13 protein-coding genes and 1 pseudogene are annotated in these 12569 nt (G+C 65.2%); 8 read left to right on the top strand and 6 right to left on the bottom strand.

The genetic code is table 11. The features are described from left to right. Nucleotides 1-447: 447 nt before the first annotated feature. Complete coding sequence (locus FS320_RS29205) at nt 448-1116, top strand: transglutaminase-like cysteine peptidase (RefSeq protein ID WP_152715775.1); 669 nt, start codon at nt 448-450, stop codon at nt 1114-1116. A 164-nt stretch (nt 1117-1280) separates the two neighbouring features. Beyond that, nucleotides 1281-1688 carry a YkvA family protein gene (locus FS320_RS29200; RefSeq protein WP_152715774.1) on the top strand — a complete coding sequence of 136 codons (408 nt, stop codon included), beginning with the start codon at nt 1281-1283 and terminating at the stop codon, nt 1686-1688. Between the two features lie 117 nt (nt 1689-1805). On the opposite strand, the gene FS320_RS29195 is transcribed toward FS320_RS29200, so the two are convergent. The 3 genes from FS320_RS29195 to FS320_RS29185 all read right to left on the bottom strand — a co-directional run bounded on the left by FS320_RS29195 (nt 1806) and on the right by FS320_RS29185 (nt 5841). Next, nucleotides 1806-2912, bottom strand: a complete 1107-nt coding sequence (locus FS320_RS29195; protein WP_162003311.1) for a L,D-transpeptidase family protein — start codon at nt 2910-2912, stop codon at nt 1806-1808. A 158-nt stretch (nt 2913-3070) separates the two neighbouring features. After that, nucleotides 3071-3721: a methyltransferase family protein gene (locus tag FS320_RS29190; RefSeq protein WP_152715773.1), complete on the bottom strand. Its 651-nt coding sequence runs from the start codon at nt 3719-3721 to the stop codon at nt 3071-3073. Next, nucleotides 3721-5841, bottom strand: coding sequence for a heavy metal translocating P-type ATPase (locus FS320_RS29185; RefSeq protein ID WP_152715772.1), 2121 nt, complete (start codon nt 5839-5841; stop codon nt 3721-3723). Before FS320_RS29185 ends, FS320_RS29190 begins: the two co-directional genes overlap by 1 nt. Before the next feature lie 77 nt (nt 5842-5918). Here FS320_RS29185 and FS320_RS29180 point away from each other — a divergent pair, with 77 nt between their 5' ends. From FS320_RS29180 to FS320_RS29170, 3 genes are all read left to right on the top strand, one after another. Next, nucleotides 5919-6335, top strand: coding sequence for a MerR family transcriptional regulator (locus tag FS320_RS29180; RefSeq protein ID WP_152715771.1), 417 nt, complete (start codon nt 5919-5921; stop codon nt 6333-6335). 246 nt (nt 6336-6581) lie between these two features. Continuing rightward, the gene (locus tag FS320_RS29175; RefSeq protein WP_152715770.1) at nt 6582-6803 is read left to right on the top strand and encodes a hypothetical protein; all 222 of its coding nucleotides are present in this window, start codon (nt 6582-6584) and stop codon (nt 6801-6803) included. Between the two features lie 71 nt (nt 6804-6874). Continuing rightward, a complete protein-coding gene (locus FS320_RS29170; protein WP_152715769.1) occupies nt 6875-7054 on the top strand; it encodes a hypothetical protein in 180 nt (59 codons plus the stop codon). 28 nt (nt 7055-7082) lie between these two features. Here the strand turns inward: FS320_RS29170 and FS320_RS29165 are convergent, their stop codons facing one another. From FS320_RS29165 to FS320_RS29155, 3 genes are all read right to left on the bottom strand, one after another. Beyond that, nucleotides 7083-8501, bottom strand: a complete 1419-nt coding sequence (locus FS320_RS29165) for a sigma-54-dependent transcriptional regulator (RefSeq protein ID WP_152715768.1) — start codon at nt 8499-8501, stop codon at nt 7083-7085. A 1-nt stretch (nt 8502) separates the two neighbouring features. Continuing rightward, nucleotides 8503-9915 carry a sensor histidine kinase gene (locus FS320_RS29160; protein WP_152715767.1) on the bottom strand — a complete coding sequence of 471 codons (1413 nt, stop codon included), beginning with the start codon at nt 9913-9915 and terminating at the stop codon, nt 8503-8505. Between the two features lie 261 nt (nt 9916-10176). Next, nucleotides 10177-10599: a hypothetical protein gene (locus FS320_RS29155; protein ID WP_152715766.1), complete on the bottom strand. Its 423-nt coding sequence runs from the start codon at nt 10597-10599 to the stop codon at nt 10177-10179. A 356-nt stretch (nt 10600-10955) separates the two neighbouring features. Here FS320_RS29155 and FS320_RS29150 point away from each other — a divergent pair. From FS320_RS29150 to FS320_RS29140, 3 genes and pseudogenes are all read left to right on the top strand, one after another. Continuing rightward, nucleotides 10956-11527: pseudogene (locus FS320_RS29150) on the top strand (NADPH-dependent FMN reductase). A gap of 82 nt (nt 11528-11609) precedes the next feature. Next, on the top strand, nt 11610-12047 hold the full coding sequence (locus tag FS320_RS29145; protein WP_152715765.1) for an NAD(P)/FAD-dependent oxidoreductase: 438 nt from the start codon (nt 11610-11612) through the stop codon (nt 12045-12047). Nucleotides 12048-12110: 63 nt separating this feature from the next. Further along, nucleotides 12111-12569 (top strand): transposase (locus FS320_RS29140; protein ID WP_192926359.1); only part of this gene is annotated, 459 nt, incomplete at its 3' end.

Raw genomic sequence — 12569 nt, 5'->3', positions numbered from 1 at the left:
GACCACGCTGAGCAGGGAACCGCTTGCCGTGGCAAGGCCGCCCCAGAGAAGGTGGCGTCGGTCGAGGGTCTCTTGCAGCCAGCGACGCATGGCGCATGTCCTTGTCGCTCTTGCGAAGCATTTGCAACATAACCTACTTTCGAGGTTGGCTCAAGAACTTACCCGTCGTAGCTCTCCACTTCGGCGAGGCTCATCGAGACGGCGCTGATGGGCACTCGGCGAGGCTCATCGAGACGGCGCTGATGGGCACTATGCCCTTTCGCTCGATGACGTCATTGGTTGTCCCGAAGATCACCGCCGCGACATTGCGCCCGGTCATGGTTGAGGGAATGCCTGGAACGATCCGGACCGCGACCTGTTAACCCTTGTTTAACTCCTGCCTTGAATCCGCCATCGGCGCCGTGCCAATAAGATGAACAAATCCTTAACGGCACATCGGTGGGGGCAATGCGGCAACCTCTCTTCGGGCTTCTGAGCGTTCGGTCTTTTTCCAGGAGCACGTTCCGTTTCGCCGCCGTCTCCCTCGCTCTGACCCTCACCGCAGCAGCAGCGCAGGCCCAGACCCAGACTGGAAGCATCCTGCCGGGCCTGTCCCAGCCGGTTGCGAGGGTCGGCACCGCCAAGCCGATCCTGGGCTGGATCCGTTTCTGCGAACAGAAACCGGCGGAGTGCGCGGTCGACCCTGACGAGCCCGCCACCATCGAGCTCACGGCGAAGGATTGGCAGACCCTCAACCGCATCAACCAACAGGTGAACGCCGCCATCACGGCCAAGACCGACAAGGACCAGTGGGGCGTCGAGGACGTCTGGGACTTCGCCGAGGACGGCTACGGCGACTGCGAGGACTACCAGCTCGTCAAGCGCAAGCGCCTCGCCGAGGCCGGCTTCCCGCGCCGAGCCCTGCGGATGACGGTGGTGATCGACGAGGAAGGCGCTGGACACGCTGTCATGATGGTGCGCACCAACCGCGGTGACTTCATCCTCGACAACAAGCGCAATGCGATCCTGCCGTGGCACAAGACGGGCTACGTTTACATCAAGCGCGAGGGTGACGAGGGCTCAGCTTGGGCCTCGCTCGGCGGACGCACGTCGCCGACTATGACGGCAAACCAGTAGGACGGGACGCGAGCCGAATAGTCCACTACGCCTACCTGCGCCTCGAAGCAGGACACTACGAGCGTGAACACAAAGAACCCGCCCATGGAGAGCGCCGCGATCCGGCTGTTCTCCCATGTTTATGCGTCCCGTACGGCACTTCTTGACCGCTGCGAGGATTAGGCATGAACGACAACCGGAACGAGGCGGGCAAGCATGCCCGCCTGCGCCGCTGGGCAAAGGCAGTCAAGCAGGATGTCGTAGCCCTCTACATCGCTGCTCGGGATCCCCGTGTGCCTTGGTATGTGAAGCTCGCCGCAGCGGCCATTGCCGCCTATGCGCTCAGCCCCATCGACCCTATCCCGGACTTCATACCCGTCCTCGGTTATCTCGACGAGCTGATCGTCCTGCCGATTGCCATCGCCCTGGTGATCAAATTGATCCCTAGTCCACTCATGGCGGAGTTCCGCGCGGAGGTGCAGAGGCGATCCGAGCGCCCTATCAGCCGAGTGGCAGCGGCAGTGATCATCGGCCTTTGGATCGCGGCCGCCGCCTTCCTCCTTTGGGCGTTTTGGCCGACTCCGGCTCCTTAGTGCTTCGCCGCTCCGGCCTGCGGAGAACCGTGCTGTGCGTGGCCGCGGTGTCAGCCTTACACAGTGGGAACGTCCTTGCTGCTCGGTCTCTACCCGCCGAACAGCCCTCGGAAGCGCTCAAGCACCGAGCGTCCGTCGCCTCCGATCGTAGGTATGGGCGATGGCACCGCTGCCGGCGCGGCCTGCCTGGTAGACTCGTCGGTGGGGATCTGATTTCCCTGCGGCTTCTGCGAGGTATAGGCGAGCGTCGATGATGCTCCCTGCTTCGGCTTCCCGTTCGCCGGCTAGGACAACCTCCTGTGGCCCCGCAGCTAACGCCTCAGGGCGGCTGACGTCGCCGAGCCGGTTGCGGGCACTGGCATCGACGGCAAGCGAACCATCCTCCCCCGCCAACATCTGCCGGAAGCTTTGGTGCTGTCCGCCGTCGCCATAGACGAGCTTGATCGGCTGCACACCGTTGGCAGCCAATGCGGCGACCTGCCGATCGTCGTTTTGCCGCTTCTGGGCCACCGCCGCCATGGCAGACGCATCGCCGCTGAAGGCGTATTGCCCGTTGGCCACCGCGACCTGCGGCTCGTCGTTAACGACCTCAAAGTAGTCGGAGCCCTCCTTGAGGTTCCTCCAGAACGCGATGTTAGGATCATACCGATGCTTGGCCAGGATCTCGGCCGTCATCCGGAACGGGTAGGACTGGAACTGGAAGGAGCGCTGGCCGCCAGCGAAGGACTCCCGAGCCAAGGCGTAGACCTCGGAGATCGCCTCGTCCGTCATGGCGAAGCATCCTTGCGACGAGCATGATCCGTGGACCATCAGGTGGGATCCTGTCCGGCCGTGGGCACGGTCATAGGCGTTTGGGTAACCGAGGTTGAACGACAGGTAGAGCTGCGAGTTCGGGTTCATCTGGGCCGGGCTGATCGTGTAGAAGCCCTCCGGCGCCTGGCGATCGCCCTCACGAATCTTTGGCCCGAGCTGGCCCGACCAGCGGCACATCGGGTAGGTCTTCAAGAGGGCGTACCGGCCATCGCGACCACGCTTCCAGACCTCGATCTCGGACTCCTTCTTGTAGGCCCGCATGAGGATCGGGTCGTTCCGCGACATGCCCTTCGTTTCCATCAGCGCCATGGTGGCCGGCGGGATCGGCGCCAGATGGCGCGTGGACATGTTCTGGCCTTGGCAGGCGGCGAGCGCGAGCACGAGGCCCGCAGCCAATGCGATACGCTTCATTGAGGGGATCCCCGCATTATCATTCGCCCGGGATTTTGGTCCCGGACGGTTCCCCGTGTTCCTTGATTGTCGGCTTTCAGCCTGCTGACCGCAGACGAGGCCGATCCGAAGTAGAAGTTGCCGCCAAGTCCGGCAGGATTGAGGCGTTTAGCTCCGGATCACACGCGATCCACCGATTGTCCCTGAGTAGCGGGTGCTCTGGCTGGGGATCGCGGAAGGCCGATCCAGCGTGGCACGGCGGCCCGATACGCCTCGTAGGCCCGGCCGTGCATGCGGTGCAGGTGCTCCTCCTCCATGCGGATCTGGACTGAGAAGGTGACCCAGGCGACGGCGAGCACGATACCTGTGACTGCTGTCGGAGCCACGAGGAAGGCACCGAGCACCACAGCCACCATGCTGAGGAATGTCGGGTTACGTGACCACGCGAACAGGCCCGACGTCACGAGCCCGGTCCGCTTTTGACCGAGGCCGATGCGCCAGGACGCCCCGATGCCTGCCTGGGCTGCGAGGATGGCCACCCCGCCCCAGGTCATGACCGCGAGGCCGAGCCAGGTGATGGCGGGTCGGGCCAACACCTGGATCAGGCCTGCGGCCGTGTCGATCTCCGGCGCGATGCCTCGGGCGATCAGGAAGATGAACAGGATTGCACCACAAACGCGGTAGACACGCCCGACGAAGTCGTGGGCCGTATCGCCCGCACCGAAGCTGTTGGGCGAGTGCCCAATACGGTGTGCAACCCGTCGTGTCAGCATCGCAAAGACGATGCCGACGATCACGAGGATCATGACCGGCAGCCATGGGGACGGCATCACACCCGGCTCCCGGCCCCGAGCAGCCGCATGGCGTTGGCGGTCACCAACACCGTTGCCCCGGTATCGGCCAAGATTGCAGGCCACAAGCCGGTAACGCCGATGATGGTGGTCACCAGGAACACCGCCTTGAGGCCGAGGGCCACCGTGATGTTCTGGTGGATATTGCCCATGGTGGCCTTCGAGAGCGCGATCATGCGGGCGATGTCGAGGACCCGCCCGTGCAGGACGGCGCCGTCTGCCGTTTCCAACGCCACGTCGGTGCCGCCGCCCATGGCAATACCGACATCGGCCGCCGCGAGCGCCGGGGCGTCGTTGATGCCGTCGCCGACCTTGGCCACCACCTGCCCCTGAGCCTGCAGCTCGTTGACGATGCGGAGCTTGTCCTGCGGCAGCAGGTCGGCGCGGGGTTCCACCTCCAGTGAGCGCGCAATGGCGGCGGCCGTCCGGGCGTTGTCGCCGGTGAGCATGATCGGCTTAATCCCGCGGGCCTTGAGAGCCTTCAGGCCTTCCAGTGCATCCTCCCGGGGCTCGTCCCGCACAGCGATCAGCCCGACCGGAGTGTCATTCACGAGGAGAACGGACACGGTCTTGCCCTCCTCCTGCAGGGCGCTGATGCGGGCTTCGGCCTCAGCCGCGAGGGGCGCGATGGCGGCCGCGGCCTTGGGCGAGCCGAGCCACAAGCCGCGCCGCTTGAACCGACCCTTCACGCCCTTGCCGCCGAGCGCCATGACGCCAACGGCGGGCGTAACCTCAAGGCCCTCAACGTGCGCCCGGGCTACGATGGCCTTGGCGATAGGATGGGATGATGTCGCGTCCAGGGCGGCCGCGTCCTCGAGGACGCCCCGTTCAGTGGCCTCCCCGAAGCCGACTACGTCCGTCACCTTGGGACGGCCCTCCGTCAGGGTTCCGGTCTTGTCGAGGGCGACGGCCGTGACCTTGCCGAGCGTCTCCAGTACGGCCCCGCCCTTGATCAGCAGGCCGCGCCGGGCGCCCGCCGCCAGACCTGCCGCGATGGCGGCCGGGGTCGAGATCACCAAAGCACACGGGCAGCCAATCAGGAGCACGGCCAGTCCCTTGTAGACCCACTCGCCCCAGGGCTCGCCCGCCAGCAGCGGCGGCAGGATGGCCACGAGAGCACCGACGACGAGGACGGCCGGGGTGTAGTAGCGGGAGAAGCGGTCGATGAAGCGCTCGGTGGGGGCCTTGGCCTCCTGCGCCTCCTCGACCAGGCGGACCACGCGGGCGATGGTGTTGTCCTGGGCCTCGGCGGTAACCCGCACCCGCAGGGTGCCGTCGGTGTTGATCGTGCCGGCGAAGACGGTCTCGCCCTCTCCTTTGCGCTTGGGTGTGCTCTCGCCTGTGACGGGAGCCTCGTCGATGGCGCTCTCGCCCGAGATGATGACGCCGTCGGCGGGGATGCGATCGCCGGGACGGATCGCAATGACGTCGCCGACCGCGAGGGTCTCGGCCTGCACCTCTTCCAGGGCGCCGTTTCGCTCGATGAAGGCGGTCTTCGGCACAAGGCTGGTCAGGGAGCGGATGCTGGCCCGGGCTCGACCTGCGGCAACGCCCTCCAGCAGCTCGCCAACCAGGAAGAGGAGCACCACGATGGCGGCCTCCTCGGTCTCGCCGATGATCACGGCGCCAATGGCAGCGATGCTCATCAGGGTCTCGATGGTGAAGGGTGCCCCGGCCAAGGCCGCGGACACAGCCCGGCGGGCGATCGGCACCAGGCCGATGGCCATCGCGGCGGTGTAGAGCCAAGCCTCGTAGCCCGGCAGGAGCGCGGCCAAGCCCCAAGCGGCCGCGAGGGCCAGCCCGCAGAAGAGCGTCAGCCCCCCCTTGGCCGAACGCCACCAGGGACCGTCCTCGGCTCCGTGGTCGTGATGATGCCGCGTCTCGTCGGTGACGGGCCCGATGCCGTAGCCAAGATCGCGGACGACCTTCTCGACTTGCTCGCCGGTGCTGGCTTCCGCCACCCGCAGGCGCAGAGTCTCGGTCGTGGTGGTGATGCTGATGTCGGAGACGCCCGGCACGCGGGTGAGCGCGGTCTCGATCTTGCGGGCGCAGCTGCCGCAATCCATGCCTTCGACGCGGTAACGCAAACGGTCAGTCATTGCCAAAAATCCGATTCGATCCTATTTGCCGGACAGGCTACAACCTCTAGCGGTTAGAGGTTCAAGGGGTTTTTTCGATGAATTTGGCGATTGGCGACCTGTCGCGGCAAACCGGGGTGAAGATCCCGACGATCCGGTACTACGAGCAGATCGGGCTCCTCCCCTCGCCGGTCAGAACCGAAGGACAGCAGCGGCGCTATGGCTCGGCCGAGGTCCGCCGCCTCAACTTCATCCGCCATGCCCGGGAGCTCGGGTTCGAGGTCGATGCCATCCGGCAACTCCTTGGCCTCGCGGATGATCCCAACCGTTGCTGTGGCGAGGCCCATGAAATCACCAAGGCCCACCTGGACGAGGTCAAGGACAAGATCGCCCGCCTGACCGCTCTCCGAGACGAGCTTGAGACGATGGTGGCCTGTGACAATCGCCGGGTCTCCGAGTGCCGGATCATCGAAGTCTTGGCCGATCATGGACAGTGCCAGCACGCGCAGCACTGATGCTCTGCTTGAGCAGACCTTCGGCTTCCTGGGTCCAGTCGGACATCTCTCATCCGAGAGGCAACGTGACCTGGAAATCGTGCCGCTTGGTGACGGGCCCCGCCCTGAGCGTCGCCCGGGTGTCGTCACAGGGTGCCCGGGGGCCGGTAGGAACGGCACTGGCCCTGGGGCGTTTCCATCCCGAACGGCTTCGCCACGGCTTAGGCCAAGCTTGTTGCACGCAGCAGCCGGAGGACGTATATTGCGATGACCGAGGATGAGGGCACGATGCACGTCCATATCGAGTACGGCAAGGATTCTGCCGGTCTGCACACGGCCAAGACGCCGCAGTATCGGGGTCTGCTGGCTCGGGGTAAGACCCAGGCCGAGGCCGCCCGTAAGCTCATGGGCATGATCGAGCTCGTCGAGAGCAGCCACGGCCACAAGGACACCGCTCCGTCGGAAATCGTATACGCCCGCGTTGCCTAAACTCGCCCTTGATCGCCTGCGTCAGATACAAGGATGTTGAACAGATCCTCCTTCGGGAGGGTTTCGTTTGTTTGGGTCCGGCCGCGGATCACATCGTCTTCGAATGCCGCAACCGCCCCGACGGCAAGCCTCAGTATTGCTCGATCCACCGACCCAACCCGATGGACACGATTGCGGAAACCTCGCTCATCGAGTCGTTTGAAGAGGCGGAGATCGAGATTCCGAACTGGGATGTCGTGTGGAGCGACTGACCACCCAAGTTCACAGGCTCACGGTGCCTCATGCGATCCCGTGTTTCTCGATGCGATAACGAAGCGTATCCCGCGAGATCCCCAGGATCTTCGCCGCCTGAGTGACGTTGCCCTTGCTCTGCGCCAGGGCCCGTCCGATCAGCGCCCGCTCGGCGTCATCCAGGGCCCCCGCCGCGAGATCTGTCCCGTTCACGCTCTGAGCCACCTCGATCCGACCCGGTGCGGCAGCCGGACCGGTTGCACCCAGGATGTCGGATGCCGGTGTGATCCCAAGGTGCGCCTCCTCGATCCGGTCGCCACGGGAGCAGAGCAGTGCCTGTTCGACCACGTTCCGCAACTCCCGCACGTTCCCTGGCCACGGGTGCGCCCGGATGCGGGCCAGGGCGCCCTCGGAGAAGCGCACCCCCTGCCGACCGTAGCGGCGGGCATGGAGCGCCAGGAAGTGCTCGGCCAGCATCTCCGCATCACCAGAGCGGGCCCTAAGCGGCGGGAGGTCGATGGTTACCACCCGCAGCCGATAGTAGAGATCGGAGCGGAACCGGCCGGCGCGGACGAGTTCTTCCAGCGGCTGGTTCGTGGCGGAGATGAACCGGACATCGACCACGCGGTCCCGTACGCCGCCGACCCGCCGCACGGTTCGGTCCTCCAGCAGCTTCAGCAGCTTCAACTGCACGCCGGGCTCGGTGTCGCCGATCTCATCGAGGAACAGGGTGCCGCCATGGGCCGCCTCGACCAAGCCCATCTTGCGTTCCTTGGCATCGGTAAAAGCGCCCCGCTCATGCCCGAAGAGCTCGGATTCGAGCAGATGCACCGGCAGGGCTGAGCAGTTGAGCTCGATGAAGGGCGCGTCCTTCCGGGGGCCCTCGAAGTGGAAGGCCCGCGCGGCGAGCTCCTTGCCGGTACCGGTCTCGCCCCGGATCAGCACCGCCGGTGGGCTGCCCTCAATGAGCCCCCTCTCCGCCTCGACCACGGCGCGGATCCGCTCCCGCACCTGCGCCATGGCGGAGGAAGCACCCAGCAGGGTCGGAAGGCCGCTGCCGGAGGCCTCGCGGGCGTTGTAGTAGGACAACGCCCCTTCCAGCCGCTCCTGCCCCAGGGCCTTGTCGACCAGGAGCTTCAGCTCGCTCAGGACAACCGGCTTGGTGACGTAGTCGTAAGCCCCGCCCTTCATGGCATCGACGGCGACCTGCACGCTGCCGTTTCCGGTCACGCACACCACCTTGACCCGCGGATCCCGCCGGCGGATCTCCTCCAGCACCTTGAGCCCATGCAAGTCGGGTAGGTTCAGGTCGAGCAGCACCAGGTCGATGTCCCCTTGCTCGAAGAGCCGGAAGCCCTCGACGGCGGTGCCGGCCGTAACGACCTCGTACCCGCGCCGGTCGAGATACCGCTTGATGTTGCCGGCGAGGACCTCCTCGTCCTCGATCAGCAGGATGCCCTGGCCCATCTCATCCCCCCACAGGCAGGTTCAGCACGACTCGGGTTCCCCGGCCCTCGCGGCTGTCGAGTTCAATCTGGCCCGCATGCCGCTCGACGATGCGGCGTGTCAGCGCCAGGCCGAGGCCGACGCCGTTGGGCTTGGTCGTGAAGAGCGGCTTGAAGGCTCGCTGAGCCACGCCGACCGGCATGCCGACCCCGGTGTCTGCGATGACGATCTCCACCTGCCCCTCGCCGGTTGGGCGGCCCTCCACCCGCAGATGCCCGCCCTGCGGCATGGCCTCGACCGCATTCGCAATGATGCTGCGGATCGCATGGGCCAACGGAGCCCGGGTTCCTCGAACCGGAGGAAGCGGAGCGACATTGACGGTCAGGGCGATCCCTCGGCGCTGCATCTCGGAGGCAACCCCGTCGAGGCTCTCCTTGATGACCGCGTTAAGGTCGACCTTCTCGACGGGCACCACCCCGCCTCGAGAGGCCGCCAGCAGTTCCCGGATCCAGCCGTCGAGCCGGTCTGTCTGGCTCGTGATATTCTGGAGGCATTGCTGCAGAGCGGAACCCTCTTCCTCGTGGGCCAGCTCAGCGGCGGATCGGATCGAGGCGAGCGGGTTGCGGATGCTGTGCGCCACCGCGGCGGCCATCTCGCCGATCACCGACAGCGTCTCGGTTTCGACCAGCCGTTCGCGCTGCTCGTGCATGATCCTGTTCGCCCGGCGCACGATCCAGAACAGCGAACCATAGAGCACCAGCCCCATGATGGCGGCGCTGGCCCACACCAAGCGCACGCCGTTGTCGATGGAGCGGAAGAGAGTCTTCGGCAGCTTGTAGATCTCGACGACGGCCACCACCCGCTGACCTGTCGCATCGCGGATCGGCAGGTACGCTTCCACAAACCGCTCTCCGATGTTGCGGAGAAAGGTCTCGGTGAGCCAGACATGTTCGGGTTTGCCGTCCTGGACCGTGAACACGCCTGACTCCGCCACGATCTCATTCTGGAGAGCTTCTTCAAGCTCGTCGTTGCTGTCGAACCGGCGCCCGATGATGCTTTTCTCACTCGACCAGAGCACGGTCTGGTCCGCAGCGTAAAGATTAGCCCCAATGACGTCCGGCAGTGTGGGAAGGTGCCGAACGAAGCGGTCGAGGGCCTCTGTGGCACCGTTTAGCTGCCGCGCCTCGAAGGAGGAGAAGCTGTCCTCGGCGGTGACGATGCTCTCGATGAACTCACGGGTGACCTCCGCGTCGCGTCTCAGCATGCTGTCCGTGAGATAGCGCGTCAGGAACGCGGCCATGGCCGTGCCGGTGATCAGGATCGTCAGCAGGCTCAGGAGTGAGAACCATCGCAGCAGGTTGAAGTTCTGGGAGGAGGATGTGCTTTGGGCCCCTCCCGCGCCCACGAGGCTCGCTGCATCAGCCTCCACACTCATGGGGTTCTCCTATGGGTCCTAATGCTTTGGGCCTCCTGACCGAGGTCGATGCCGTCACATCCTGAACGAAGCTGTGCTGTAAAGGAAGCCAAGCCATTAGTTGCATGGCAACGGGGCTGCGGAGCAGAAGGCCAACTCCGCAGCTCGCGCCACCGGCGGCCGGGGGCGGGACCGCCATCACTCGTCGTTCTCTATCGGCGCTTGTGAGGCAGGGTGAGCCCCGGTGAACTCCGGGGCTCATGTCAGGAAGGGTGCTGGGGTTCAGCCCCGGCCGCGGTCATCGCCGGCGCGGTCGTCCCTGCCGTGGCCGCCGCGATCGTCGCCGGCCTTATCATCGGCGCCATTCTTCGCGACCTGGTAGCCGGAGTCGATGGAGGTGTGGCCAGGGCCGTCATCGTGGCCGCCGCGGCCTTTGCCGCCACCGCCTCGGCGGCCGCCACGATCATCCCCTCCCCGATCATCGGCGCCCCGCTTGGCAACCTGGAACTTGCCCTCGAGGGACGTGTGACCGGCGCCGTCATCACGATGACCGCCGCGGTCATCACCCTTCGCGTCATCGGCGCCATTCTTGGCGAAGGCCGACGCCACCGTGAGGGTTGAGGTCGAGGCATTGAACGTGACGGGGGCCGCAGCCAGCCCGAGGGTGAAGGCGCCAAACAGAGCGGCGGTGAGGATCTTGGACATTCTGGTCTCCCTAGCTGTGAAGCGGCGGCTCGCCTGCCGACCACCGACAGATCCGCCGCTCGCTGGGGAAGAAAGCACAAGCCGTGCCAACGAGGTAACCATTTGAAAAGCGGAGACTTTCCGGTCCGATGCCAGTCGGCGACCTGGGGCAGATCCCCCAAGTTGGGCCATGAACCCGGTGTCTGCCCCACCCTTGTGTTGCCGGCGCGAAGCGGGTGGCGCGGCGGACTGGAATGATCTCCCCAGGCTTAAAACTGCTGCCGAGTGACAACCACACTATGGCCGGAGGAGTTGTCTCGGGGCGCATGTCCCGCCGGGAAGTTCCCTTCCTCCCCGGATGAACCCAGGAGGGTTCCATGACCACGTTCAAAGTCGGCTATCTCATCGGCAGCCTCGCCAAGGAATCGATCAACCGCAAGCTGGCCAAGGCGCTCATCCACCTTGCCCCAGAATACCTCAAGTTCAGTGAGATCCCGATCCGGGACCTGCCGCTCTACAGTTACGACTGTGATGCCGACTTTCCACCAGTGCCAAAGCCTTCAAGGACGCCATTGCCGCGGTCGATGCCGTGTTGTTCGTGACCCCGGAGTACAACCGCTCGATCCCAGGTGGGTTGAAGAATGCCATCGATTGGGCCAGTCGGCCCTACGGTCAGAACGCATTCACCCACAAACCCTCAGCTGTCATCGGCACCTCGCCCGGTGCGATTGGCACCGCTATTGCCCAGCAGCATCTGAGAAGCGTGCTCGGCTTCTGCAACTCGCCCCAGATGAATGCGCCGGAGGCCTACATTCAGTTCAAACCCGGGCTGATCACCGATGAGGGCGAGGTCACCAACGAGTCCACGGCCGGATTTCTGAAGAACTACATGGCGGAGTTCCACCAGTTCATTGAGCGGGTCTACACCGCTCTGCCGCCGGACGCCTGAGCCACTGGGGAGAACCGGATCGAAGCGTGGGCATTGTCTCCTGGCGGACGGCCCTCGGGCCCCGCCCCAAGGGAGGCCTGCCATGGCGAAACTGTCCGGAAAACCCGATTGCTGCTGGGTGGCCGATGCGCCGAAGACCGATTTCCCGGAGCTTGTGGGCGCACAGGAATGCGACGCGGCGATCGTTGGGGCCGGCATTGTCGGCCTGACCACGGCCTTGTCACTTCTCGAGGCTGGCAAAGCGGTCATCGTGCTCGAAGCCCGACAAGTCGGACGGCAGGTTACAGGGCGTTCGTCCGCCAAGATCACGGCCCAGCACAGCCTGATCTACCGCTACCTCATCGACACGGCCGGGCATGAGATTGCATTGGCGTATGCCGAGGCTAACCGCAGGGGTGTCGCCACGATCCGGGAGTGGATCGAGACGCTCCAGATCGACTGCGATCTCGAACCCAAGTCGGCCTTCACCTACACCTGCGATCCGAGGACCTATGCCGGAATGTGGGTGATGACGGTTTGAGAAAGGCGACGTATCGAGGCGGGTGTCGAGCCTGCCAGAACCTCTTCAGGAGAGCGATACGTCATGACCGAGACTACCAACATTGTTCGCCTGCGTCAGCCCGACACGATTGATGATCCCCTGACCGATATTCTCCGAGCCGGCGCCCGTCAGCTCTTGGCCCAAGCCATCGAGATCGAGGCCGAGGCTTATCTCGCCAGCATGCGCGAGCTGAAGCTGCCGGATGGCCGTGAGCGCCTGGTCCGCCACGGCCATGGCCCCGAGCGCACGATCCAGACCGGCATTGGCCCGGTGGCGGTCAGCCGGGTGAAGATCCGCGATCGCGGGGCTGCGGGCGAGGACCGGCTCCGCTTTTCCTCGGCCATCCTGCCGAAATGGGCTCGCCGCACCCGGAGCCTGGATGCCTTGCTGCCGATCCTCTACCTGCGTGGGCTCTCCACCGGTGACTTCCAGGAAGCTCTGGCTGCCTTGCTCGGCACGGACGCGCCCAACCTCTCGCCCTCGGTGGTCACCCGGCTCACC

The sequence above is a fragment of the Microvirga tunisiensis genome (assembly GCF_009296175.1).
GTDB lineage: Bacteria > Pseudomonadota > Alphaproteobacteria > Rhizobiales > Beijerinckiaceae > Microvirga > Microvirga tunisiensis.
This window is presented reverse-complemented; position numbering and strand designations above follow the sequence as displayed.

What these genes read in the sequence shown, in the direction of transcription:
- FS320_RS29205 (WP_152715775.1), top strand. Translation starts at nt 448, where the DNA reads ATGCGGCAACCTCTCTTCGGGCTTCTGAGCGTTCGGTCTTTTTCCAGG.
- FS320_RS29200 (WP_152715774.1), top strand. Translation starts at nt 1,281, where the DNA reads ATGAACGACAACCGGAACGAGGCGGGCAAGCATGCCCGCCTGCGCCGC.
- FS320_RS29195 (WP_162003311.1), bottom strand. Translation starts at nt 2,912, where the DNA reads ATGAAGCGTATCGCATTGGCTGCGGGCCTCGTGCTCGCGCTCGCCGCC.
- FS320_RS29190 (WP_152715773.1), bottom strand. Translation starts at nt 3,721, where the DNA reads ATGCCGTCCCCATGGCTGCCGGTCATGATCCTCGTGATCGTCGGCATC.
- FS320_RS29185 (WP_152715772.1), bottom strand. Translation starts at nt 5,841, where the DNA reads ATGACTGACCGTTTGCGTTACCGCGTCGAAGGCATGGATTGCGGCAGC.
- FS320_RS29180 (WP_152715771.1), top strand. Translation starts at nt 5,919, where the DNA reads ATGAATTTGGCGATTGGCGACCTGTCGCGGCAAACCGGGGTGAAGATC.
- FS320_RS29175 (WP_152715770.1), top strand. Translation starts at nt 6,582, where the DNA reads ATGACCGAGGATGAGGGCACGATGCACGTCCATATCGAGTACGGCAAG.
- FS320_RS29165 (WP_152715768.1), bottom strand. Translation starts at nt 8,501, where the DNA reads ATGGGCCAGGGCATCCTGCTGATCGAGGACGAGGAGGTCCTCGCCGGC.
- FS320_RS29160 (WP_152715767.1), bottom strand. Translation starts at nt 9,915, where the DNA reads ATGAGTGTGGAGGCTGATGCAGCGAGCCTCGTGGGCGCGGGAGGGGCC.
- FS320_RS29155 (WP_152715766.1), bottom strand. Translation starts at nt 10,599, where the DNA reads ATGTCCAAGATCCTCACCGCCGCTCTGTTTGGCGCCTTCACCCTCGGG.
- FS320_RS29145 (WP_152715765.1), top strand. Translation starts at nt 11,610, where the DNA reads ATGGCGAAACTGTCCGGAAAACCCGATTGCTGCTGGGTGGCCGATGCG.